The following is a 23,286-nucleotide window of genomic DNA, read 5'->3' as shown; positions in this document are numbered from 1 at the left end:
CCCTGTCCTGCCGTACACGTCAGCGCCGGCCGCCGCACTCCCAGGCCCGCGTCTCCACCTCCGCCGAGCCGCGGACCACCGTCACCTCGTAGCGCCCCGTGGGAGCGGGATACACCTTCTCCGTGAGCATCGCCCGCTCGTCGACGAACGCCTCGATCAGCGGGCCGTCCACCAGGACGCGCAGGTGGGAGCGTGTGCCGCCGGGCACGGTCGCGATCGCCTCGGAGGTCCGGGGCAGCGGATGGGACGCCGTCGCGGGAGCGGCGGTGCGGTCCAGGACGAGCGTCCCGCGGGTCGGGTTCACCCGGAGGGACACCGCCGCGCCGAGGTTCAGGACGATCTCGCTGTCGGGCCGGTCGACCCGTACGTCGAGTTCGATCTCGTACGCCGCGGGAAGCTCCGCCCCGACGGGCAGCGGCGTCCCCCGCAGTGCGGTCAACTCGCGGGCGGGGGCGAGCCGCAGGGTGCCGTCCGGGTGCACGCCGATCTCGCGCGGGTGGGTGAGGCAGCCCGCCCAGCCCGCGGCCACGGACTCCTCCTCGGTGCGTGACTCCCAGCTCCAGCCCCACAGCAGGGTGCGGTCGTCCTCGACCAGGGTGGTGGGGGCGTAGAAGTCCCTGCCGTGGTCGAGCATTCCGCCGCTCGCGGGCACGAAGCGCAGGCCCTCGCCCGCCGCCCGCAGGTCGCCGACGAGATACGACGTCGAGTACGTGATGTCGTCGATCCACAACGAGAGAAGCAGCACCCAGCGGCCGTCGCCCGTCGGCAGCAGTGCCGGGCACTCCCATGCCGTGGCGGGTCCGGCGATCCGGCCCGCCACCGGGTCGGCGGCGTCGACGAGCGAACCGGTGTAGGTCCACTCGGTGAGCGAGTCCACGCGGTAGAGCAGCGCGTCCCCGGCCCCGCTCGCCCGGTGTCCCGCGCCGATCAGGGCCCAGCGTTGCCCTTCGTACGAGAAGAGGTACGGGTCGCGGAAGGCGACGAGGTCGAGGCCGGGCGGCGGTCCCGCGACGACCGGCTCGGGCTCGGCCTTCAGCTCGGTGATCAGGTTGTCCGTGGCACGGGCCAGCATCACGGAGCCGATGCCGTCGTCGCGGTCCATGCCCGTGTAGACGGCGGTGGGCACCCCGTCGTCGACCACCGCGCAGCCGGACCAGGCGCCGCGTCCGTCCCGGCCGCCGGGGGTGGGCGCGAGCGCGATGCCGTGGTCGGTCCAGGTGACCAGGTCGGGGCTCGACGCATGGCCCCAGTGGATGTCGCCCCAGACCGGCGCGCCGGGGTTGTGCTGGAAGAAGAGGTGGTAGCGGCCGGCGTGGAAGAGCGGCCCGTTGGGGTCGTTGCACCACTGCCCGGCGGCAGGACGTACATGGTGACTCGGGACGTTCCGGTCGTCTGCCTCAGTCATGGTGATGTCACTTTCTTGAAATCGGCCTCTTGCCAACCGGAACCTAACACGTGATAGTTGACCCGCCCTAGCACGTGTAAGGAAACGACCGGGACAGTTTGTTCCGGCATCATGAGTCGGCGCTGCGCGGGACACCGCAGTGCCCAGCGCGAGGGAGCGCCCATGACCACCCAGAGCCCGGCCGCCGAGAGCCGAGCCGCTCAGAGCCCCGCCGCGACCGCCCCGGGGCGAAGCAGGCGCGGCCTGAACTTCACCCTGATCAGCGCGGCACTTTTCATGTTCTTCGTGACCTGGTCGCTGTCCTGGTCACTGTTCTCCATCTGGCTCACCCAGGACATCGGCCTGAGCGCGGGCCGCAGCTCCCTGGTGGTCAGCGCCAACGCCATCGGCTGCCTGGTGACCATGCCGGTCTACGGCTTCGTCCAGGACCGCCTCGGCCTGCGCAAGAACCTCCTGTACTGGATCGGCGGGCTGATGCTGCTCGTCGGCCCGATGTACATCTATGTCTACGGACCGCTCCTGAAGACCCATTTCGCGATCGGGTTGATCGTCGGCTCCGCCTATCTGGCCATGGCGTTCGCGGTCGCCGTCGCCACGCTGGAGAGCTACGCCGAGCGGCTCGGCCGCTTCCACGGCTTCGAGTTCGGCCGGGCCAGGATGTTCGGCTCGCTCGGCTGGGCCGCGGCGACCTTCTTCGCGGGGCGCCTCTTCAACATCGACCCGGACCTGAACTTCTGGGCCGCCTCCGTCGCCGCCGCCGTCTTCCTCGTGCTCCTGGTGGCGATCCGCGTGACGAACGGCCGCCGGGCCGCCGCCGTCGACCACGCCGCTTCGTCCGTCTCGGTCGCCGACGTGAAGTCGCTCCTCGCGTACCCGGCGTTCTGGGGGCTGCTGCTCTTCGTGGTCGCGGTGACGGCGACGTACAACACGTACGACGCGATGTTCCCCTCGTACTTCGCCTCGCTCTTCTCCACCACCGCCGACGGCAACCGCATGTACAGCGACCTCAACTCCGTCCAGGTCTTCCTGGAGGCGGGCGGCATGGCGCTCGCGCCGTTCCTGGTCAACCGGCTGGGGCCGAAGCGGTCGCTGCTCGTCTCCGGCTGCGTCATGGCGACCCGGATCTGTCTGTCCGGACTGGTCACCGATCCGGTCGCGATCTCCGCGGTGAAGCTCCTGCACGCGGTCGAGCTGCCGATCATGCTGATCGCGATCTTCAAGTACATCAACCGGCACTTCGAGCCCCGGCTCTCCTCCTCGATCTACCTCGTCGGGTTCCAGCTGGCGACGCAGATCGGCGCCGCCGTCATCTCCCCGCTCGTGGGCATCGGCTACGACAGCATCGGCTACGCCCACACGTACCTGATCATGTCGGGCTTCGTCGCCGCGTTCACCCTGATCTCGGTCCGGGCGCTGCGGACCGACGGGAAGGGGTTGCCGGAGGCCGTGGCGGCACCTGCGGCCGCGGAGCCCGCTCCGGAACCGGCCAAGATCTGACCCCCGCCGCTCCCTCTCTGCCCAAGCAGTCTTGTGAAAGGAACACCCCTGTGATCGTCGTCGCCGGTGAGGCATTGATCGACCTGGTGCCGCAGGCCCATGGTGACGTGACCGCGCCCCTGCTGCCCGCGCGTGGTGGTGGCCCGTACAACACCGCCATCGCGCTCGGGCGGCTCGGGGCGGGGGTCTCCTTCTGCTCGCGGATCTCGACGGACGCGTTCGGGGCCTCGCTCGTCGAGCGGCTGCGCGCCGAGCGGGTGGGCACCGGACTCATCCAGCGCGGCCCCGAGCCGACCACGCTCGCCCTCGCCTCGATCGACGCGGGCGGCTCGGCCGCGTTCAGCTTCTACGTCGAGGGCAGCGCGGACCGGCTCTTCGAGCTGCCGGGTGAACTGGCCGCCGACACACGGGCGTTGTCGCTCGGGACGTGCTCGCTCGTCCTCGAACCGGGAGCGAGCGCGTACGAGGAGCTGATGCGGCGCGAGGCGGGGCGCGGCATCTTCATCGCGCTCGACCCGAACATCAGGGCCGGCCTCATCCCGGACGCGGACGCCTACCGGGCCCGTTTCAAGAGCTGGCTCCCGCATGTCTCCCTGCTGAAGCTGAGCGAGGAGGACGCGGACTGGCTGGGGTCCGATGTCGAGGGGTGGCTCGCGGCAGGTCCGGCCGCCGTCGTGATCACCCGTGGCGGCGACGGCCTGACGGTCTTCACCCGGGACGGCCGGGAGTACTCCGTGCCCGGCGAACGTGTCGACGTCGTGGACACGATCGGCGCGGGCGACACCGTGAACGCCGCGCTGCTGTACGCGCTGTCCGAGCGGGACCTGCTTTCGGCGCGGGCCCTCGCCGCGGCCCCGGGCCGCACCTGGAGGGAGGTGCTCGCCTTCGCCGCCCGCGCGGCGGCGATCACCTGCTCACGGGCGGGGGCCGAGCCGCCGAACGCGAGTGAGATGAGGACTGGCGCCGAAGCGCACTGCTGAGGCTCAGCGCGCCCCCGCCGGCGGGCAGACCGAGTCCCGGGTGACCACCGGGCACGTCAGGCGGCGCGCGGTCTCCCGGTCCACCGGCTCGCCCGCTTCGGAGGCGTCGAGCAGCATGCGGACCGCGGTCGCGCCCATCTCGTGGTGCGGGAGCCCGATCGTCGTCAGGGCGGGGACCAGGTGGCCGGCCATCTGGTCCTGGTCGTCGTAGCCGACGACCGACAGTTCGGTGGGTACGTCGATCCCAAGGCGGGCCGCCGCGAGCAGCGCGCCCGTGGCCATCCGGTCGTTCGCACAGACCAGGCCCGTCGGCCGGACGGGACGGTCGAGCACCCGCAGCGCCGCCGCGTACCCCTCGTCGATCTGCCAGCCCGCGCGGAGCACCCACTCCTCGCGGGCGACGATCCCGGCGGCCCGCAGCCCGTCGCGGAAGCCGCGCGCCCGGTCCGCCGCGGCGATGTCACCGGTCGAGCCGCCGAGCAGCGCGATGTCGCGGTGCCCCGCCTCGATGAGCACGTCGACCGCGGAACGGCCGCCCTTGCGCTCGTCCGGCACCACCGAGGCGTACGAACCGGGCTCGCGCGGCAGGCAGTTGGCGAGCACCGCCCGGGACGGGTCGATGCCGTCGGGTACGGCGGTGCGGCGCATGGACATCGCCGCGTACACGATCCCGTCCACCCGGCGGGCCCGCAGCTCGGCGACCGCCTCCGCCTCGGCGGCCGGGTCGAGGCGGGACTCCAGGAGCAGCACCTGGTGCCCGCGCTCACGGGCCGCCTCCATCGCGCCGAGCACCAGACGGCCGGCGAACGGGCTCGTCGCGATCTCGTCGCTGAGCAGTCCGATCACCGCGCTGCGCTGCCTGCGCAGCGAGCGCGCCACCTCGTCGGGGCGGTAACCGAGCTGATCGGCGGCCTTCCTGATGCGCGCCTGGGTCTTGGCGGAGAGATTGCCTTCGGCGCGGCCGCTGAAGACGAAGGACACGGCGGCGCGTGACACCCCGGCAAGCTCGGCGACATCGAGGGCGGTGGGGCGGCTCACGTCGTGTCTCCTCCTGGTGGATGGATCGGTGGGTGGCTACGGGCAACGATGGGCAACGCCAGTATCGCCGGAGCATCAGGCCATGTCGGGACGCAGGGGGCGCGGCTAGGGTGACCTGGATCAAGACGGGTCACCCGTGCGGCATCGAACAGGTCTCCCGTGCGGCATCGAAGGGGGCGGGGAACATCGAGAACGCCGACAGCCTGGGCAGGTCCGAGCGGCCGACGTCGAAGGACGTCGCGCGTCTCGCCGGTGTCTCGCACACCGCCGTCTCCTTCGTCTTCAACGGCCGCGCCGAAGGCAATCTCTCGCCCGCCACCCAGGCGCGCATCCGTAAGGCCGCCGAGCAACTCGGCTACCGGCCCAACGCAGTCGCCCGCGGTCTGCGCCGCCGCCGAACGGCCGTGATCGGCCTGGTCACCGACCACATCGCCTCCTCACCGTTCGCCGGAGCGCTGCTGCGCGGTGCGATGGAGACCGCCTGGAACCGCGAACACCTGGTGCTCACCGTCGACTCCACCGGCGACCCCGCCAAGGAGGACGCGGCCGTCGCCGAGCTCCTGGACCGGCGGGTGGACGGCATCATCTACGCCGCCATGTCCCTGCGCTCCGCCCGTGTCCCCGCGGCCCTGAAGCGCACCTTCGCGGTGCTCGCCAACTGCCTTCCCGACGACGGCTCGCTGGCCGCGGTGATCCCCGCCGAGCGGTCCGGCGGCCGGGCGGCGGCCAAGCTCCTCCTCGACGCGGGGCACCGCAGGGTCGCCCTGGTCGGCGGGCTCGACGACATCGCGTCGGCGGAGCGGCTGCGCGGATTCCGGGACGCGTTGCGGACGGTGGGGGAGCGCGCGGGCGAGGACCGGATCGTGCGCGGCGGAGGCGAGATCTCCGCCGGCTACGCGGGAGCGATGCGCCTGCTGGACGGGGTGCCCGCCGAGCGGCGCCCCACGGGCATCGTCTGCTACAACGACCGGGTCGCGGCGGGCGTCCTGCACGCCTCCGCCCGGCTCGGCATCGACGTCCCCGGCGAACTCTCGCTGGTCGGCTACGACGACCAGGAGCACATGGCGGGATTCCTGGACCCGCCACTGACCACCGTCGCGCTGCCGCACCGTGCCATGGGCGAGGTGGCGACGGGGCTGCTTCTGGACGCCATCGAGAACGCCACGCCCCCTGCCGTGGAGGTCCGGCGTCTGGAGTGTCCCGTGGTGGTGCGGGACTCGGTGGGGCCGCCTCGTTCTTGAGGGCGCGGGGTGCGGACCGTCTGCGCGGCCCGTCCGCGGAACGCGCTGTGACACGGCCGGCTCACTCGTGTCCCGGCGGTGTCACTTCCCAGCCGGTGACCCGTGCGCCTTCTCCGACGACCGTCAGCTCGGCGACGTCGTCCGGGCGTGCGTAGATACGTTCCGTCGCCACCGCGCGGTCCGTCACGAAGAGCTCGAGCAAGGAGCCGTCGACCAGGATCCGGACGTCAAGTCCCTCTGAAGTGGCAGGAGGTGACTTGAGCGTGATCGGTGCCGCGCCGCCGGATCGTTCGTCGGGCCGTTCGCGGGGCCATGCGGCGCGGTCCAGCATCACCGTGCCCGCCGCCGGGTCGAGCGTCAGCGTCAGCCCCGCGCCCGACGCGGCCCGCAGCAGCGTGACCGTGGTGGGTGCGACGGCGGTGACCTCGATGTCGTACGCGAGGGGGAGTGGCGCCCGGCTGTCCTGCTCGGTCACGAACGGCGTCTGTGCGCGCAGGAGTTGGAGCTCCGGCGCCGGGCTGACGCGTACCATCCCGTCGGGGTGCGTGCCGATGACCCGCGGCGCCGTCAGGACACCGGACCAGCCGGCCTCGTCCACCTCCCGCTGCCCCCGTGCCTCCCACGACCAGCCCCACAGCAGATTGCGGCCCGCCGCGGTGTCGTGCAGCACCGCCGGTGCGTAGCAGTCCCGGCCCAGATCGAGCGGGCCGCCGACGTGCGGCGTGAAACCGGTCAAGTTCCGGTCGCCTGAAGTTATGAGACGACCCGTCAGGTACCCCGTGGACAGCGGCGATCCGTCCCACAGGGACACCACCAGCGTCCAGTCGCCGCCGTCCCCCTCGAACAGCTGAGGGCACTCCCAGCCCACCGCGCCGGATCCGAACGCCTTCTGCGCCACCGGATCGTGCCCGTCCACCAGCACCCCGGCGAAGCGCCACGACCTGAGGTCGTCGCAGTCGTACAGGAGGGCCGAGGGTGTGCCGTCCGCGTGACCCGCGCCGACCACCGCCCAGCGGCGCCCGCCGTGCCGGAAGACGAACGGGTCGCGGAACATCGTTACGTCGAGGCCCGGTGGCGGTCCGGGAACGACCGGCTCGGGCAGGGTGTGCCAGGTCGTCAACTCCGGGGAGTCGGGGGATGCCTGGGCCAGGCAGATCCTACCGGTCCCGGTGTGTGCGTGGTCGATGCCGGTATAGACGGCGGTGGGGATGCCCGCGTCGGCCACCACACAGCCCGACCAGCAGCCACCCTCGTCCGGGCCGCCCGGTGTCGGGGTGAGCGCGATGGGGTGGTGCTCCCAGTGTGCGAGGTCGGCACTGGAGACGTGGCCCCAGTGCATGTTCGTGTGCACGGGAGCGTCCGGGTTGTGCTGGTAGAAGAGGTGGTAGCGGCCGCGCCAACGGAAGGGACCGTTCGGGTCGTTGATCCAGTTCGCGGGGGGTCTGACCCGGAAGCGCGGGGCGTGGACGTCGTTCTCGTCGGGTTCGAGGCGGTGCGTGCTCAACGGTTCACTCCGGCGGATGTGATGCCCTCGCGCAGCGGGCGCTGGCCGACGGCGAAGACGGCGATGGCGGGGACCATGGAGAGCACGACACCCGCGAGGACCACGGACACGGACCCGGTGCCGAGGTTGCCCTGGAGCGAGACCAGGCCGAGCGGCAGCGTGAAGTTCTCGGTCGACGTCTCCAGGATCAGCGGGCGGAAGAACTCGTTCCAGTGGTAGTTGAAGGCGAGGACGCCCACGATGGCCAGGCCCGGCGCGGCCAGTGGCGCGTACACCGAGCGGAAGATCCGCCAGGGGCCCGCGCCGTCGATCATCGCCGCCTCGCCGAGATCCTTGGGCATGCCGAGGAAGTACTGTCGCATCAGGAACGTCCCGAACGCGGTGGGCCAGGCGGGGATGATCAGTCCGAGCAGTGTGTCGGTCAGGCCCATCGACTTCAGGACCAGGAACACCGGGACGATCGTGACCTGCAACGGCACCATCATCGTCGCGAGGACGAGCCCGAACAGCGGCTTCTTGAACCGGAATTCGAGCCGCGCGAAGGCGTATCCCGCGAGCCCCGCGGTGATCATCTGGCCGACCGCGATCAGCGCGGTCACCAGCGTCGAGTTCAGCGCGTACAGCCATACGTCGATCTCCGCGAAGACCTGACGGTACGCCTCGGCCGTCGGAGCGGACGGAATGAGCTGCGGTGGCAGGTCGAAGGACTCGGCGGGGGTCCGCAGGGAGGTGGACACGGTCCAGATCACCGGGCCGAGGGTGAGCAGCGCGACCACGGTCAGACCGGCGATCCGCGCCCAGGAGGACAGGCCGTACTTCATACGGTTCACAGGGATCACCTGGCTCACTGGTAGTGGACGAATCGCCGGCTGAGCCGGAACTGGAGGGCCGTGACCGCGAGGATCAGGGCGAAGAGCAGCACGCCGACCGCCGAGGCCTCGCCGAACCGCAGCTGCTCGAAGGCGCTCTGGTAGATGACCATCACGACGGTGCGGGTGGAGTCGCCGGGCCCGCCGTCGGTCAGGACGTACGGCTGCTCGAAGACCTGAAGGGCGTTGATGATGCCCACCACCGAGGCGACGAGGAGGGTGGGCGAGAGCAGCGGCAGGGTGACGGCGAGGTGCTTGCGGAGGCCGGTGGCTCCGTCCAGCGACGCGGCCTCGTGGATCTCCTTGGGGATGTTGTTGAGTCCCCCGATGAAGAGGAGGAAGGAGAAGCCGAACTGCTGCCAGACATAGACCAGGACGACCGCCGCCATCGCGGAGTTCGCGGAGGTGAGCCAGGGGATCGGGCCGATGCCGACATGGCCGAGCAGCCAGTTGACCACCCCGAACTCCTGGTTGAAGAGGTACTTCATGACCACCGAGATGGATGCCGCGGACAGCACGAGCGGGAAGAAGAACGCCGAGCGGAACGCCGAACGCAGCCAGCCGGGAAGCCGGTTGTTGAGCGTCAGCGCGAGGGCGAGCGCTAGCAGCATCTGCAGGGCGACCGCGAAGAACATGAAGAGGAGGGTGTTGGCGAAGGAGACGCGGACCGTGTCGTCGGTGAAGGCCTCGCGGTAGTTGTCGGTCCCGGCGAACGTCGGCGGGTCGATGACGTTCCAGTGGAAGAAACTCAGGACGACGGACCCGACGATCGGTACGACGGTGAAGACGAGGACACCGACGATGGTCGGCGCGAGGAAGAGCGCGGCCAGGAGGCGTGATCCACGGCCCTGGGCGGTGGGCCGGGGCTCCGGCTTCCCGACGGCGGCCCTGGTGTCCGCCCTGCGCTGGGTGGTTGTCATGCGTCACGCTCCATGGCCTTCTCCAGATCGCCCTGCAGCCGCCGCAGTGCGGGACGCACCCCGCGCGGATCGGCGAGCGCGGTGCCGGTGTGCTTGAGGAGGAGCTGCTCGACCTCGGCGACCTGGGGCGGTGCCGGGATCGGTCCCGTGGTGGGGAACTTGTCGAGGGTGTCGTAGAAGACCTGCCAGTTCGCCGGCCCCGTCTTCGCGTAGCGGGCCGCCTGGACCATCGAACGACGGGCCGGGGTCGTCTGGTTGGCCACGAAGAGCTCGGCGAGGACGTCCTTGCGCACGGAGTACTTGATGAACTCCCAGGCCGCGTCCTGCTTCTTCGACGTGCGCAGGAGCGCGAAGCCGGCGGCGCCGAACTGGTGGCGCTGGGTGCGCCAGCGGGGGAAGTACTGCACGTCGTACTCCGTGCGCCGCATGCCCGCGTCGTGCAGTCCGCCCGCCCAGAAGCCGCCCGCCGGGGTGACACCGACGCGGCCGGTGGAGAAGACACCGACCAGGTTGTCGCCGTTGCCGCCCTCGGGGCGTGAGCAGAGCCGGTCCTGGATGAGCGAGGCCAGATGGTCGTAGACCTCCTCCACGCGTTCATGGGTGGCCTGCGGGGTGCGCCAGCGGAAACCGCCGCCGCGGCCACGGCGTTGGGCCGCCGGATAGAAGCCGTCCCAGAGCCAGTCACCGCCGGGCGCCTTGGACTCGGCGAGGATGTTCGTGTCGTTGGCGAACAGCCAGGGGACGACTCCGCCCCACAGCCGGTTCGTCCAGAAGTACGGCGTGAAGTGCGAGCCGCCGGTGCGTTTCATGTCCCGCAGCAGCGCCGTGAAGTCGTCGCGGGTCCAGTCGGGCGGCGGCAGTTCGGCGCCCGCCTTCTTCAGGACCTCGCTGTTGAGATACATGTCGGCCGCGTTGAACTCGACGGGAAGCTGGTAGAGGCTCCCCTCGTACATCATCGACTCGACGAGGGACGGGTGGACGTCCGCGAAGTACTCGCGCAGCTCGTCCGCGTCGCGCCGCACCAGGCCGTCGAGCGGTACGCCGAGGCGCTGGGCGAAGAGCTGCACGCCCTCGGTGGCGACATAGACGAGGTCGGGTTCGGTGCCCGCCGCGATCTGGGTGAGGATCTTGGCGAAGAAGTCCGACCAGTCGGTGGCCTGGATCGGCAGCAGGCGCAGCTTGATGTCCGGGTGCAGCTTCCGGAACCCTTCGCGCAGAGCGCGCTGCGCCGCCGGGTCGAAGGTGGAACCGAGCGTGGCGACGACGAGCGAGTCGCCGTCCCGGCCGGGGATGTCGGCGCCGGTGAGCCGGTCCCAGCTCGCGGCGGTACCGGCGAGTGCGGCGGCGCCGGCGCCGTAGCCGCCGTAGCGCAGCACGGTGCGGCGAGGGAAGGTGCGGTCGGGAGGGTGGGGCGAGTCGGTCATCGGATGGCCTCACTCATGAAGGGCCTAACTCGTGTTAGTAAACTTCCGTGACCCAGATGATGAGAACCCTGTTACGTCGGTGTCAAGGCCCCTGCCGCGCTTGACCTTTAACGAGTTAGGTCTACAGTCCTGACCCAGCGTGGACCGGCGCCGCACGGCGCGGTCCCGCCATGAGCCGCCAGTGTCAGGAAAGGGACGAGTGACGATGCGAGGCATGACCAGAAGGACGCTGATCCGGGCCGGAGCCGTGGGCGCGGCGCTGGCCGCGACACCCGCCGGATCGGCGGCCGCCCTGCGCGGCAAGTCCGGTAAGCAGAGCGCGAGTTACCGGGCCGAGTACCATTTCACGGTCCCCGACCAGTGGAAGAACGACCCGCAGAAGCCGATCTGGATCGACGGCGAGTACCACTACTACTACCTCTACAACGCGGACTATCTGGCCGGCGGCACGACCACCGGCACGGCCTGGCGCCTGGCCACCAGCACCGACCTGGTCTCGTTCAAGGACCGGGGCATCGCGATCCCCAAGGACACCACCTCCAACGGTGACGTCTGGTCCGGCTCCGCGGTGGTGGACACCGGCAACACCGCGGGCTTCGGCGCGGGCGCGGTCGTCGTCCTGGCCACCATGCAGCCGGACGATGCCGCCAACACCCAGGCCCAGTACCTGTGGTACTCCACCGACAAGGGCCGCACCTTCAAGAACCACGGCACGGTTCCGGCCGTCCCCAACCCGGGCGTGAAGGACTTCCGCGACCCCAAGGTGATCCGGGACGAGGAGCGCGGCCGCTGGGTGATGGTGCTCGCCGAGGGCATCAAGGTCGGCTTCTACCACTCCGCGAACCTCAAGGAATGGACGTACGCAGGCGGCTTCGTGAAGGAGGGCATCGGCGTCCTGGAGTGCCCCGACCTGTTCCGCATCACCACGGCCGACGGCACCGCGAAGTGGGTGCTCGGGGGCAGCGCCAACGGCAAGGCGTCCGGTCTGCCCAACACCTACGCGTACTGGACGGGCGAGTTCGACGGCACGACCTTCACGCCCGACGCTCCGGAACCGCAGTGGCTGGACCACGGCTTCGACTGGTACGGCGCCGTCACCTTCGAGAAGCACGCCGCGAACGGCGCCGTCGACCCGGCCGTCCGCTACGCCATCGGCTGGCTCAACAACTGGGACTACCCCAACACCACCCCGACCATCGACGCCGACGGCTTCAACGGCACGGACTCGATCGTCCGCGAGCTCACCCTGCACCGCGCCGCGTCGGGCACCCACTACCTGGCGTCCCGCCCCGTGCGGGCCCTGGATCAACATGTCTCACGGACCGTCGACCTCGGCGACGTGACCGTCGACGGCCAACTGGTCCTCGACTACACGGGTACGGCGTACGAACTGGCCACCGAGATCACCTGGGACCAACTGACCGGCTCGGGCGTCCAGTTGCGCAGGTCCGCCGACGGCAGCCGGCACATTGACGCGGGCGTGTACGGGGACTACGCCTTCGTGAACCGCCGGGGCGCCGTCAACCCCGACACCACCGGCAAGTGGCAGGAGAGCAAGAGCCCCTTCGACGCGTCGGCCCACAAGGTCACGCTGCGCGTACTGGTCGACCGCACCTCGGTCGAGGTGTTCTTCGACGACGGCCGGCACACCCACTCGATGGAGGCGTTCCCCTACCTCGCGGACACCCGGCTCGCGCTGTTCACGATCGACGGCAAGGCGGTGTTCAGGAACACCGTGATCCGGGAGTTCACCGTCTGAGCGGACCGAGTGGGGTCCGTGACCGTCAGGTGGTGGCTGTGGTTCCCGTTGCCGCGCGTGCGATGAGCGCGGCGACCTCGCCGGGGTGGGAGACGTACAGGGCGTGGCTGCCGGCGGTCTCGGTCACGGTGGCTCCGGCGCGTTCGGCCATGGCCGTCCCCCAGCAGGGGGCGCCGGGGACGCCGTGCGGCGGCCTCGGCGATGGCCCCGGGGTGCCGTGCCCGCAGGGCCGTGAGATCGGGGATGGAGACGCTCAACGGTCGGGCCTCTTTCGGTGGTCGATGCGTACGGGAGGTCAGCGGCCCGCGAGGAAGTCGCCCAACTCCCCCTGGGTGGGCATCGCGGAGGAGCAGGCGAGCTTGGAGGCCACGAGGGCGCCGGCCGCATTGGCGTACCGCATGATGCGCGTCAGGTCCCAGCCGGACAGCAGGCCGTGGCAGAGCGAACCGCCGAAGGCATCGCCCGCGCCCAGGCCGTTGACGACCTCGACCGGGGTGGGCGGCACCTCGGCGACCGTGCCGTCGCGGTGCACGGCGAGCACACCCTTGGGGCCCTGCTTGACCACGGCCAGCTCCACCCCGGCGTCCAGCAGGGCCTGCGCGCACGCGCGGGGTTCGCGTACGCCGGTCGCGATCTCGCACTCGTCGAGATTGCCGACGGCGACGGTGGTGTGACGCAACGCCTGGGCGTAGTACGTGTGCGCCTCCTCGGAGTCAGCCCAGAACATCGGCCGCCAGTCGAGGTCGAAGACGGTGGTGCCCTGCTTGGCGCGCGCTTCGAGGGCGGCGAGCGTGGCGGAGCGGCTCGGCTCCTCGCTCAGGCCGGTACCCGTGATCCAGAAGATGCGTGCGGCGCGGACGGCGTCCAGGTCCAGCTCGTCGGTGTTGATCTCCAGGTCCGGTGCCTTGGGCTGCCGGTAGAAGTACAGGGGGAAGTCGTCGGGCGGGAAGATCTCGCAGAACGTGACGGGCGTCGGGAGGGCGGACACCGGGGTCACCCAGCGGTCGTCGACGCCGAATTCCTTGAGGGCCTCGTGCACATAGGTGCCGAACGGGTCCTGCCCCGTCCTGGTGATGACGGCCGAGGAGCGGCCGAGGCGGGCGGCGGCGACCGCGACGTTGGTGGCGGAGCCGCCCAGGAACTTGCCGAAGGTGGCGACCTGGTTCAGGGGAACACCGGTCTGCAGCGGATAGATGTCCACTCCGGTGCGGCCCATGGTGATCACGTCGAAAGACTCTGGCTCGTTCATGCGCGGCTCTCCGGCTCTCCTGTGTGCGGGGGCACGGGGCGGACGGGCCCCGGCCGTTTCAGGTGTAGTCGGCGCGCGGGACCAGGGTCAAGCGTATGTAAGGACATATTGTCTTGAGGGGTAAATGATGTCTCGGCGGACGTTGACCCCGAGGTGTGCCGACGGTTCCATCTCTTGGTATGTCACCTATGCCAATGCCAACTCAGCGAGAACTCGGCGTGGCCGTCGTCGGGACCGGCAAGATGGGCGCGGACCACGTACGCCGCATCGAGCACGTCATCAGCGGTGCGCGGGTGACCGCCGTCGTCGACATCGAGGCCGAGCGGGTCAAGTCCCTTGCCGAGGGGATCGAGGGGTGCACGGCCTACACCGACCCCGCCGCCGCCATGGCGGCGGACGACGTGGACGCCGTCCTCATCGCCTCGCCAGGACCCGCCCACGAGGCGGCGCTGCTCGAAGCGCTCGGCCGTGACCTGCCGGTCCTGTGCGAGAAGCCGCTCACCCCCGACGCGGCCTCCGCGCTCCGCGTCCTGGAGGCCGAGCGGCGCCTCGGTCACCGGCGCATCCAGGTGGGCTTCATGCGGCGCTACGACGCCGAGTACGTGCGGCTCAAGCGCCTTCTGGACGCAGGGGAGTTGGGCCGGACGCTGATGCTGCACCACCGGCACCGCAACCTGTCGATGCCGCCGTGGTTCACCAACGAGATGCTCATCAGCGACTCGGTGGTCCACGAGATGGACGTGACGCGCTGGCTCCTCGATCAGGAGATCACCGCGGTCACCGTGCTCAAGCCGGCCTCGTCGTCGCTCGCGCCCGAAGGCATGGACGACCCTCAACTCGTCCTGTTCGAGACCGACTCGGGCGCCGTCGTCGACGTCGAGATCTTCGGTCACTGCGGCTACGGGTACCAGGTGCAGGCCGAAGCGGTCTGCGAGCGCGGCACCGCACGCATCGGGGACGAACCGGGGCCACGGGTCAGCGCCGACGGCCGGTGGGGCGGCCGCATCACGCCCGACTACATCGAGCGCTTCGAGGACGCGTACGACCGCCAGGTCCAGGCGTGGGTGGACGCCACCCGGCGCGGCGAGGTCACCGGGCCCGGTGCCTGGGACGGCTACGCGGCCGCGGCGGTGTGCGAGGCGGGCGTCCTCGCGCAGCGCGAAGGGCGGCGCGTCGAGGTCGAGTTGATCGAGCGGCCCGCGTTGTACCGGTGAGGCGCTCGCGCGCATGACGGGGCGAGGGAGGGGCGGTGCCGGACCGGCACCGCCCCTCCCTGCTCGTTCCCGCCCGTCACGCCAACCGACGACCCGCTCGACGCCGTGTTCCGTGGCGAAGGCGGCGGCCCGGTCGCGGTCGCGGGCCGCCACCGCGACAAGACGGTGACCGCAGGACCGGGCCGGTCCGACCATGGACAACGCGGCGATGCGGGACGCGCCGAGCACGCCGATCCGCAGGGGCTCGTCCGTCATGCCCTACGCACCTCGCTCCGTACGCACCTCGTCGAGCCGCACCGGCCGGTGCTCCGTCAGGGAGAGCGTGCACGCGTCGGCGATCCGGCTCGCCTCGATGGCGTCGGCCACGGTGCACGGGGAGGGCCGGGATCCCGCGACGACCTCGGTGAACGCGGCGAGTTCGGCGCGGTAGGCGTCGGCGAAGCGGTCCATGAAGAAGTCGTGCGGCGTGCCTGCGGGGAAGGTGACTCCCGGCTCGACGGAGCGCAGCGGCAGCTTGTCCTCCAGGCCCACCGCGATGCTGTCCTTCATGCCGTGCAGTTCCAGGCGCACGTCGTAACCGCGGGCGTTGTGGCGGGAGTTGGAGATGACGGCGATGGTGCCGTCGTCGAGCGTGAGCAGCGCGGACGCCGTGTCGACGTCGCCCGCGTCACGGATGTACCGCTCGCCCCGGTTGCCCCCGGCCGCGTACACCTCGGTGACCTCGCGGCCCGTCACCCAGCGCACGATGTCGAAGTCGTGCACGCTGCAGTCGCGGAAGATGCCACCGGAGACGGCGACATAGCCGGCCGGCGGCGGCGCCGGGTCCAAGGTTGTGGACCGCACGGTGTGCAGCGCCCCCAACTCGCCGCTCACCACGGCCTCGCGGGCCGCGACACAGCCCGCGTCGAAGCGCCGGTTGTAGCCGATGTGCACCTCGACACCGCTGCCCTGCACCGCGTGGAGCACATCGAGGCTCTCCGCGACGCTGCGCGCCACGGGCTTCTCGCAGAACACCGGCACCCCGGCCTTGACCGCGGCGAGGATCAGCTCCGGGTGCGCGTCGGTCGCGGCGGCGACCACGACGCCGTCGACGCCCGCGGCGAGCACCGCCTCGGGGGAGTCCACGGCGGTGGCTCCGAACCGCTCTGCGGCGGATGCGGCGGCCGCGGCCACCGGGTCGGTGACCACCAGTGAGTCGACCGAGTCGAGTCCGGCCAGGGTCTGCGCGTGGAACGCGCCGATCCGGCCGAGCCCCATGATGCCTATACGCATGTGATTCCTGTTCCTTGAGCCAAGGGGACGGGTATTGGCGGGCGGTGCCGGGTGTCAGTCGAGTCCGCCGAAGACGGTCTGGTCCCAGTCGATGACCGATCCGGTCACCACGCCGCTGCGGTCGGACAGCAGCAGGACGACGAAGTCGGCGATCTCGTCGACCTGGCCGAGCTTGCCCATCGGCTGCGCCTTGGCGGCCTGTTCGCGCCAGTCGTCGCCCGCGCCGTGGAAGGCGCGCTGGGTGGCGTCCTCGCCCTCGGTGTCCGTCCAGCCGATGTTGAGCGCGTTGATCCGGATGCGGTCCCAACGGTGGGCGTGTGCCGCGTTCTTGGTCAGACCGGCGAGCCCCGCCTTGGCGGCGGAGTACGCCGCCAGATGGGCCGGGCCGCCGTTCGCGCAGTTGGAGCCGATGTTGACGACGGTGCCCGGAGCCTTACGGGCCGTCATATCGGCCACCGCGGCCTGCATGGCGAAGAACGGCGCCCGCAGATTGATGGCCATGTGCGCGTCGAACAGCTCGGGTGTGGTGTCGAGGAGGGAGCCGCGCGAGGTGAGCCCGGCCGCGTTCACCACACAGTCGACGCGGCCGTGCGCCGTGACCGCCCGGGTGACGCTGTCGCGCGCCTGCTCCGGGTCCGTGAGATCCGCGCGGACGAAGAGCGCGCCGGTGTCCGCGGCGAGCTTCTCGCCCACCTCGGCGCGGCGTCCCGTGAACACGACGGCCGCGCCTTCGCGCACGGCCGCTCGTACGACGCCCGCGCCGACGCCCTGGCTGCCGCCGTTGACGAGGACGACCTTGTCCGCGAGCAGGGGGGTGTCCAGAAGGCCCATAGCTGCTGTATCTCCTTGGGGTCGGACGGCCAGTTCGGCAGGTCGGTTCGGAAGGCCGGTCAGGGGGGCGTCAGCTCTGGCGGCGCTTCGCGCCCGCCCGCAGCTCCTCGCTCAGCCGCGCGGGGTCCCAGCCCTCGCTCACGGCCTGCCAGAGGGTGTCCGCCTGGGACGGCGGAGCGAGTCCCTCGACCGGCGGGTCCAGGTCCAGGTTCGTCGGGAACGGGTAGCCCTCGGCGGTGGCGGCGACCACGCGACGGAGCCAGTCGTCCGACACACCTTCGGACTTGCGCTGGAGCAGGACGGGGAAGACGGCGTTCGCCATGGCCTCGCGGTCGACGGTCTCCATGGCGCGTCCGAAGGCGGAGGACACCTGCAGCAGGTTCGCCATGCGCCTGATGTCCGCGGAACGGTTGTGCCCTGCGGCGTGGAACAGCGCGGGGTTGAAGAACACCGCGTCACCCTTGTCCAGCGGCAGCTGCACGTGATGGGCGTCGAAGTACTCGACGAACTCCGGCCGCCGCCACGCCAGATAGCCGGGCTCGTACTTCTGCGAGTGCGGAAGGTACAGCGTCGGACCGGACTCGACCGGCATCGCGCAGTGCGCCACCGCGCCCTGCAGGGTCAGCACGGGGGAGAGGCGGTGGACGTGGGCGGGGTAGGCGGCCGCCCGTTCCTGGGAGAGGAATCCGAGGTGGTAGTCGCGGTGCGCCGACTGGGCGGCGCCGCCCGGGTTGACCACGTTGATCTGCGACGTGACCTGGTACGCGGGGCCGAGCCAGGCCTCGGAGACCAGCGCGAGCATGTCGTTGGCGTAGTAGTCGGCGAAGACCTGCGGCGCGCGGACGGCCGCCTTGTCGAGGGCGTTCCACACCCGGTCGTTGGCGCCCGGCTTGGCGAAGTGGTCGCCGCGGGAGGCACCCGTCGCACGCTCCTCCTCGATCAGCGCCCGGAAGACCTCGGACGCCCGGTCCACGACGGCGGTGTCCGCGAACGCGCGCTTGAGGACCACGATGCCGGGACCGTCGAGCAGGGCCCGGGCCAGCTCTCCCTGCACGCTCCGCCGGCCCTCGGCCGTGGCGCCGAGACCGCGGAGCCGCTCGCTGTCGTAGACGACGACGTTCTGCTCGATGCCTGCCGCCGACGGGTAGTCACGCACGTCGGTGCGCTGCTCGACCAGAGAGCGGAACTCGTCGAGTGCGCAGTCGCCTTCGCTCAGCCACGCCCGCGATCCCGCATCTGTGAGGGACATCCCGGATCCTTTCGAAGTCGTTGTTCTTCTGCCAGTCTGATGAACCAGAGACCCTCATTCAATCCGCAGAAACCCTTCAAAAAGCCATCAACGAAAGGGCCGTCGACGCAGCGAACGGCCATCGAGGAAGAGTGGGACCGAGCGATGCGACACCCCTATCCGATCAGGGAGATCGCCCGTCAGGCCGGGCTCAGCGAGGCCACGGTCGACCGGGTACTCAACGACCGGGGCGGCGTACGGGAGAGCACCGTGCGGGAGGTCCGGCAGGCGATCAAGGACCTGGACCGGCAGCGGACCCAGGTCAGGATCGGCGGACGCACCTTCATGATCGACATCGTGATGCAGACACCGGAGCGGTTCTCCACCGCCGTGCGCGAGGCGCTCGAGGCCGAACTGCCCGCGCTGCACCCGGCCGTGATGCGCTCGCGCTTCCACTTCAGGGAGACGGGGCGCGCCGCGGACCTGGCGGCGACCCTGGACAAGATTGCCAAGCGGGGTTCGCAGGGTGTGATCCTCAAGGCTCCCGACCTGCCGGAGGTCACGGCCGCCGTCGGCCGGCTGATCGCCGCCGGCATCCCCGTCGTGACCCTGGTGACCGACCTGCCCGGCACCGCCCGCCGCGCGTACGTCGGCATCGACAACCGGGCGGCCGGGGCCACCGCCGCGTACCTCGTCGGGCAGTGGCTCGGCGACCGGCCGGGCAATGTGCTCGCCACGATCAGCCGGGGCTTCTTCCGGGGCGAGGAGGAGCGCGAGATGGGCTTCCGCAGCGCGATGCGCAACCACCAGCCGCACCGCACCCTGGTCGAGGTCACCGACAGCGACGGCCTGGACGCCACCCAGTACGACCTCGTACTGGAAGCCCTCGAACGGGACCCGTCCGTGAACGCCGTCTACTCCATGGGAGGCGGCAACGCGTCGACCGTGGCGGCCTTCGACGCCCTCGGCAGGGAGTGCGCGGTGTTCATCGCCCACGACCTGGACCACGACAACACCCGGCTCCTGCGCGAGCAACGCATCTCCGCGGTCCTCCACCACGACCTGCGCCAGGACATGCGCCACGCCTGCCAGACCATCATGCGGGCCCACAAGGCGCTGCCCGACGACGGACCTTCGTTGCCGTCGCCGATCCAGGTGGTCACGCCGTACAACGTGCCGCCCAAAAGGGCGGTGTCGGTGGGGAGTTGAGCAGCGCCGGGTCCTGCTTCAGACCTTGCGCCAGCGGGCGTTGGCCCAGGAGAACGCGCCGAAGGCCATGAGGCCGAGCGCGATCAGGGCCAGCAGCCAGGGCCCGACGGGAGTGTCGGTGAAGGCGCGCAGGGTGTCGTCCACGCCCTTGGCCTTGCCGGGCTCGTGCCGGACGGCCGCGGCGATGGCGAAGGCGCCGGCGACACAGAAGACCGCGCCCCGCGCCGTGCCGCCGAGGACCCCGGCCGCCTCGACCGCCCGGCGAGGGCGCCTCGACATCTGGGACATCTTCAGGTGCTTGCGGAACTTGCGCAGGAGAGCCCGGACCGCGAGCGACAGGCCGATCACGACCAGCGCGGCACCGGCGACCCCCACGATCCACCGGCCGCCTGGCCAGTCCAGCGCCTCGGCCGTGACGTCCTGCGAGTTCTTGTCCGAGCTGCCACTGCCGCTGCCCTCGTTCCCGGCCGCGTAGCTGAGCACGGAGTACGAGACGAATCCGTAGAACACGCAACGGGCCGCGGACATCGCCCGCTTGCTCGCCTTACGGCCATCAGGTCCCGCCTGACCGAACGCCGCCTCGGACAGCCGCCACAGCGCCATCCCCGCCAGGGAGATGCCGAGAAGCCACAACAGGGCGCTGCCGAAGGGCTGTTGGGCGATCTGGGTGACCGCGCCGCCCCGGTCCGCCTGATCGCCTCCGCCGTCGGAGAAGGCGATCCGCAGGGCCAGGACGCCGATCAGGACGTAGAGGACTCCCCGAGCGACGAAGCCCGCACGGGCTCCTGCCGCGACCGCGTTGCTGTTCGCCGCGCGGCGCGCTCGCCCGCGTCCGCGTGCTGGTGCCCATCGAGTGGCCATGTCCCACCGAATGCCCCCGGATCGGGAGGCGATGCATCGAGGCGTCCGGGCGAGCGGGGGCCGGGCCTCATGGGCCCGTTGACGCATGGGCGGCGGACGGCGGGGCACTCGGAGCAGGCACGAGGAGCCCGTACGCACCGAAGAGCCCTTGAGATCGGAGCCCGAAAATGATTGTGCTCGGCGCCATCTTGCTCATCATCGGCCTGCTGGTCGGTGTCTCGCTGCTCACGATCGTCGGCAGCGTGCTCGTAGTGGTCGGCGCGGTCCTGTGGATCGCCGGCTCGACGGGCCGCGCGGTCGGCGGCCGCAAACACTACTTCTGAGCCGCACCCCTGCGTGGTCGTCGGCACGCCGAAAGCGCCCTGCGCCGTACCGGGGCCGGTGGAGAAGGTCTCCACCGGCCCCGCAGGTGTGAGGCGCGTCGTCGGGCCGGAGCGGACGGACGCCGCAACGCCGAAGCGACGGTCGGGTAATCAAGGGCAGAGCCCTAAAGGCGCTGAATGCGCCGGATACGAGCCCTGGTTGTACGGGAGGCACGCGCAGTACGCTCGGTTCCACGCGCTCGTTGCCTGTCGGCTCCCTGCCCCCGATGTCGACGCCAGTCCATCAGGGCCCGCTGGAGCCGCGCCATTCCGAATCGGCGCGGATCCAGCATCCCCGCCCATCTGCGCGACTACGAGCGGGGTACTCCCGCTCCCCGCTGTCGCAGAGGGCACCCGCGCGAGGAGACGGTGGGGGAGCCGCCCGTCCTCGCGCTCGACGGCCGCCACCGATCGCCATGATCGGTGGCGGCCGTTCCAACTTGACGGGTGTCCCTTCCAGTTGAAGGCATGCCGGGGGCTGGGCGGGTATCCGCTGTTCGGCTGACGGGGTGGTGGGCCGTCGAGCGTACGGGTTCCCTCCCCGCGGGCCGATCGCGGCTCCCGCGCTGTCTGTGACGGCGTGGCTGAACTCGTCGGCGGCAGCCTGGGTAGATTGTCGAGGACGGTCTGCGAGTGCAGGTCCGGCGATGGTGACGCAGACGCAGGGGAAGGACGGCCCGTTCGTGATGGAGGAGTCGGCGCTCGACGAGGTGGCGGCGCGGCGTGAGGCGCTGGTGGAATCCCTGAGGGTCTACGGCGGCCACTACGCGGAACTCAGCCGCAGCTTCGCCGCCCACCTCGGCCTGTACTCCACGGACGCGGCCGCACTGTTGGAGATCATCGCGGCCGAGGAGCGCGGCGCCCCGATCTCCCCGGCCCGCCTCAGCAAGCGCATCCTGCTGTCGTCCGGGGCGACGACCTCCCTCCTCAACCGCCTCGAGGAGGCCGGACACATCGTCCGCAGCCGCGAACACAGCGACCGCCGCGTGGTCACCCTGCGCAGCAGCTCGCACATCCAAGAACGTGCCGACGAATTCTTCCGCCCCCTGGCGGCCCCCATGGACACCGTCATCGGCCGCTACCCGCCCGAACTCCTCGAGCAGTTCGGGGAGTTGCTGGGGGAGATGTGCGCCGCGATGGACGCCCATCTCGCGCAGGTCAACCAGGACGCGTAATGACGGTGCCGGCGCGTGCGGTTGTGGATGCACCCACGGATATCGGCTCTCGTGGGGGGAGGACGGTGTCACCCGGCGGAACCAACGAAGCCGATGCTCTTGGCCGCGAGGTCCGGCGTATCGGGCAGGGGCGGCGGCAGGTCACCGTCGGCCGGGCCGGGGCAGAAGGTACGCGGCGCCGCACGATTCGGCGAGGGTCGGGCCGAAGAGGGCGGCCGGAGTGTATGCGCCAGGTCGGCCCTCACCGGCCAGCAGCCGCCGGGCGATCTCCGCGGACACCGCTCCGGTGAACTCCTGCGCGTCGCCCAGGCGCAGCCAGCCCTCTCGGGTCTCACCGTCGGCCCACGTCACCACGGCGTGCCCCCAGGAGTGATCGCGGGGGCGCTCCTTCGCTTTGACGCGCACCCGGGCGAGGCGACGTGTGGTGAACGAGCGCAGCCGTTCCGCTCGCATGAGGGTGCTCAGGGCGGGCATCATCGCCCGGAGCAGAGGCGAGGAGGGTGCTTCGCTGGTCGCCGAAAGCACATGGCGGGCCCCGCTCGCCCGGTGCGCCGCAAGCAGCTCGCCCGACGGCATGCTCGCGGTGGTGACCTGCGAGCCGTCCGGCAGGGTGAGGCGCTCCGCGTCGCCGAAGATCCGGGCCGGTGCCAGGTGGCCATCGGTGATCCGACGGCCATGGAGGCTGCCCAGAAGGGTGCCGATCAAGGCTTCACCGGCGGTGCCTTCCTCCATCGCGATCGAGGGCACCATGTCGACACGGACCCGAAGCGGGGCGGGCCGGCCCTCGCAGAGCTTCACCACGACGCTCTCGGTGGCGGTCACGCCGAACCCGGCACCCGTGACCACCGTATGCCCCGCCTGGACGGCCGCGTCGTGCATCTCGTACGCGGCGGAGAGCGCGGCGACATCGTTCGCCAGGTCGATGTAGTGGCTGCCGACGTCGCGGCAGGCGTCGACGATCCCCGGGGCCGTCGTGGTGAACGGTCCGACCGTGTTGATGACCACGGCGGGGCGTCGCTGCCGGATCTCCGCGGCGGCGGCCGCAAGGGACGGGGCCTGCAGCATTTCGCTGCCGGTCTGCTGTGCCGCGGCGCGCAGGCGGTTCGCGTCCCGGCCGACGAGGACGGCTGTCCGGCCGAGATGGGCCAGCTGCGCTGCGATGGTGCGGCCGCTGCGCCCGGTGCCACCGAGCACCCAGATCTGTTCAGTCATGCGAAGAGTTCCTCTGGTTGAGGGGCGAGGGTCGGA

At 70.9% G+C, this 23,286-nt stretch carries 20 protein-coding genes and 1 pseudogene; 8 read left to right on the top strand and 13 right to left on the bottom strand.

The annotated features are described in order from the left end of the window. Positions 1-19: 19 nt before the first annotated feature. Positions 20-1,405: a glycoside hydrolase family 32 protein gene (locus ACOKM3_RS05860; protein WP_426897606.1), complete on the bottom strand. Its 1,386-nt coding sequence runs from the start codon at positions 1,403-1,405 to the stop codon at positions 20-22. Between the two features lie 162 nt (positions 1,406-1,567). Between ACOKM3_RS05860 and ACOKM3_RS05855 the strand changes: the two genes are divergently transcribed. Both ACOKM3_RS05855 and ACOKM3_RS05850 read left to right on the top strand, forming a co-directional pair. Further along, on the top strand, positions 1,568-2,902 hold the full coding sequence (locus tag ACOKM3_RS05855; protein WP_426897604.1) for an oligosaccharide MFS transporter: 1,335 nt from the start codon (positions 1,568-1,570) through the stop codon (positions 2,900-2,902). A 50-nt stretch (positions 2,903-2,952) separates the two neighbouring features. Next, entirely contained in the window at positions 2,953-3,882 is a 930-nt protein-coding gene (locus ACOKM3_RS05850) for a carbohydrate kinase family protein (RefSeq protein WP_426897602.1), read from the top strand. Between the two features lie 3 nt (positions 3,883-3,885). On the opposite strand, the gene ACOKM3_RS05845 is transcribed toward ACOKM3_RS05850, so the two are convergent. After that, positions 3,886-4,920, bottom strand: a complete 1,035-nt coding sequence (locus ACOKM3_RS05845) for a LacI family DNA-binding transcriptional regulator (RefSeq protein ID WP_426897600.1) — start codon at positions 4,918-4,920, stop codon at positions 3,886-3,888. A 185-nt stretch (positions 4,921-5,105) separates the two neighbouring features. Between ACOKM3_RS05845 and ACOKM3_RS05840 the strand changes: the two genes are divergently transcribed. Next, on the top strand, positions 5,106-6,161 hold the full coding sequence (locus ACOKM3_RS05840) for a LacI family DNA-binding transcriptional regulator (protein ID WP_426906712.1): 1,056 nt from the start codon (positions 5,106-5,108) through the stop codon (positions 6,159-6,161). 61 nt (positions 6,162-6,222) lie between these two features. Here the strand turns inward: ACOKM3_RS05840 and ACOKM3_RS05835 are convergent, their stop codons facing one another. Genes ACOKM3_RS05835 through ACOKM3_RS05820 form a run of 4 tightly spaced genes read right to left on the bottom strand, consistent with a single transcriptional unit; the run spans position 6,223 to position 10,878 of the window. Continuing rightward, positions 6,223-7,665: a glycoside hydrolase family 32 protein gene (locus tag ACOKM3_RS05835; protein ID WP_426897598.1), complete on the bottom strand. Its 1,443-nt coding sequence runs from the start codon at positions 7,663-7,665 to the stop codon at positions 6,223-6,225. Continuing rightward, on the bottom strand, positions 7,662-8,486 hold the full coding sequence (locus ACOKM3_RS05830; protein WP_426906711.1) for a carbohydrate ABC transporter permease: 825 nt from the start codon (positions 8,484-8,486) through the stop codon (positions 7,662-7,664). Before ACOKM3_RS05830 ends, ACOKM3_RS05835 begins: the two co-directional genes overlap by 4 nt. 23 nt (positions 8,487-8,509) lie before the next feature. Next, entirely contained in the window at positions 8,510-9,454 is a 945-nt protein-coding gene (locus ACOKM3_RS05825; RefSeq protein ID WP_426897596.1) for a carbohydrate ABC transporter permease, read from the bottom strand. Further along, on the bottom strand, positions 9,451-10,878 hold the full coding sequence (locus tag ACOKM3_RS05820; protein WP_426897594.1) for an extracellular solute-binding protein: 1,428 nt from the start codon (positions 10,876-10,878) through the stop codon (positions 9,451-9,453). Before ACOKM3_RS05820 ends, ACOKM3_RS05825 begins: the two co-directional genes overlap by 4 nt. A gap of 205 nt (positions 10,879-11,083) precedes the next feature. On the opposite strand from ACOKM3_RS05820, the gene ACOKM3_RS05815 reads away from it, so the two are divergent. Beyond that, positions 11,084-12,637, top strand: a complete 1,554-nt coding sequence (locus ACOKM3_RS05815) for a glycoside hydrolase family 32 protein (RefSeq protein ID WP_426897592.1) — start codon at positions 11,084-11,086, stop codon at positions 12,635-12,637. A 295-nt stretch (positions 12,638-12,932) separates the two neighbouring features. Here ACOKM3_RS05815 and iolC read toward each other — a convergent pair whose 3' ends face one another. Continuing rightward, entirely contained in the window at positions 12,933-13,886 is a 954-nt protein-coding gene (gene iolC, locus ACOKM3_RS05810) for a 5-dehydro-2-deoxygluconokinase (RefSeq protein ID WP_426897590.1), read from the bottom strand. Between the two features lie 194 nt (positions 13,887-14,080). On the opposite strand from iolC, the gene ACOKM3_RS05805 reads away from it, so the two are divergent. After that, on the top strand, positions 14,081-15,100 hold the full coding sequence (locus ACOKM3_RS05805; protein WP_426897588.1) for a Gfo/Idh/MocA family protein: 1,020 nt from the start codon (positions 14,081-14,083) through the stop codon (positions 15,098-15,100). An 87-nt stretch (positions 15,101-15,187) separates the two neighbouring features. On the opposite strand, the pseudogene ACOKM3_RS05800 reads toward ACOKM3_RS05805, so the two are convergent. From ACOKM3_RS05800 to ACOKM3_RS05785, 4 genes and pseudogenes are all read right to left on the bottom strand, one after another. Next, positions 15,188-15,355 (bottom strand): annotated as a pseudogene (locus ACOKM3_RS05800) (Gfo/Idh/MocA family protein); the annotation flags it as partial. 3 nt (positions 15,356-15,358) lie between these two features. Beyond that, entirely contained in the window at positions 15,359-16,372 is a 1,014-nt protein-coding gene (locus ACOKM3_RS05795; RefSeq protein ID WP_426897586.1) for a Gfo/Idh/MocA family protein, read from the bottom strand. Positions 16,373-16,426: 54 nt separating this feature from the next. Then, entirely contained in the window at positions 16,427-17,203 is a 777-nt protein-coding gene (locus tag ACOKM3_RS05790; RefSeq protein ID WP_426897584.1) for an SDR family oxidoreductase, read from the bottom strand. A gap of 70 nt (positions 17,204-17,273) precedes the next feature. Further along, positions 17,274-18,452, bottom strand: a complete 1,179-nt coding sequence (locus tag ACOKM3_RS05785) for a phytanoyl-CoA dioxygenase family protein (protein ID WP_426897582.1) — start codon at positions 18,450-18,452, stop codon at positions 17,274-17,276. A gap of 144 nt (positions 18,453-18,596) precedes the next feature. Between ACOKM3_RS05785 and ACOKM3_RS05780 the strand changes: the two genes are divergently transcribed. Then, positions 18,597-19,640, top strand: coding sequence for a LacI family DNA-binding transcriptional regulator (locus tag ACOKM3_RS05780; RefSeq protein ID WP_426897580.1), 1,044 nt, complete (start codon positions 18,597-18,599; stop codon positions 19,638-19,640). Between the two features lie 18 nt (positions 19,641-19,658). Here ACOKM3_RS05780 and ACOKM3_RS05775 read toward each other — a convergent pair whose 3' ends face one another. Further along, positions 19,659-20,501 carry a DUF1206 domain-containing protein gene (locus ACOKM3_RS05775; protein WP_426897578.1) on the bottom strand — a complete coding sequence of 281 codons (843 nt, stop codon included), beginning with the start codon at positions 20,499-20,501 and terminating at the stop codon, positions 19,659-19,661. 167 nt (positions 20,502-20,668) lie between these two features. On the opposite strand from ACOKM3_RS05775, the gene ACOKM3_RS05770 reads away from it, so the two are divergent. Together ACOKM3_RS05770 and ACOKM3_RS05765 are read left to right on the top strand one after the other, a co-directional pair. Beyond that, on the top strand, positions 20,669-20,824 hold the full coding sequence (locus ACOKM3_RS05770; protein ID WP_426897576.1) for a DUF6131 family protein: 156 nt from the start codon (positions 20,669-20,671) through the stop codon (positions 20,822-20,824). Positions 20,825-21,549: 725 nt separating this feature from the next. Next, a complete protein-coding gene (locus tag ACOKM3_RS05765) occupies positions 21,550-22,038 on the top strand; it encodes a MarR family winged helix-turn-helix transcriptional regulator (protein WP_426906710.1) in 489 nt (162 codons plus the stop codon). Between the two features lie 141 nt (positions 22,039-22,179). Here ACOKM3_RS05765 and ACOKM3_RS05760 read toward each other — a convergent pair whose 3' ends face one another. Next, the gene (locus ACOKM3_RS05760) at positions 22,180-23,250 is read right to left on the bottom strand and encodes a saccharopine dehydrogenase NADP-binding domain-containing protein (RefSeq protein ID WP_426897574.1); all 1,071 of its coding nucleotides are present in this window, start codon (positions 23,248-23,250) and stop codon (positions 22,180-22,182) included. Between the last annotated feature and the right edge of the window lie 36 nt (positions 23,251-23,286).

Source organism: Streptomyces nidicola (genome assembly GCF_050106155.1).
Classification (GTDB): Bacteria; Actinomycetota; Actinomycetes; order Streptomycetales; family Streptomycetaceae; genus Streptomyces.
This window is presented reverse-complemented; position numbering and strand designations above follow the sequence as displayed.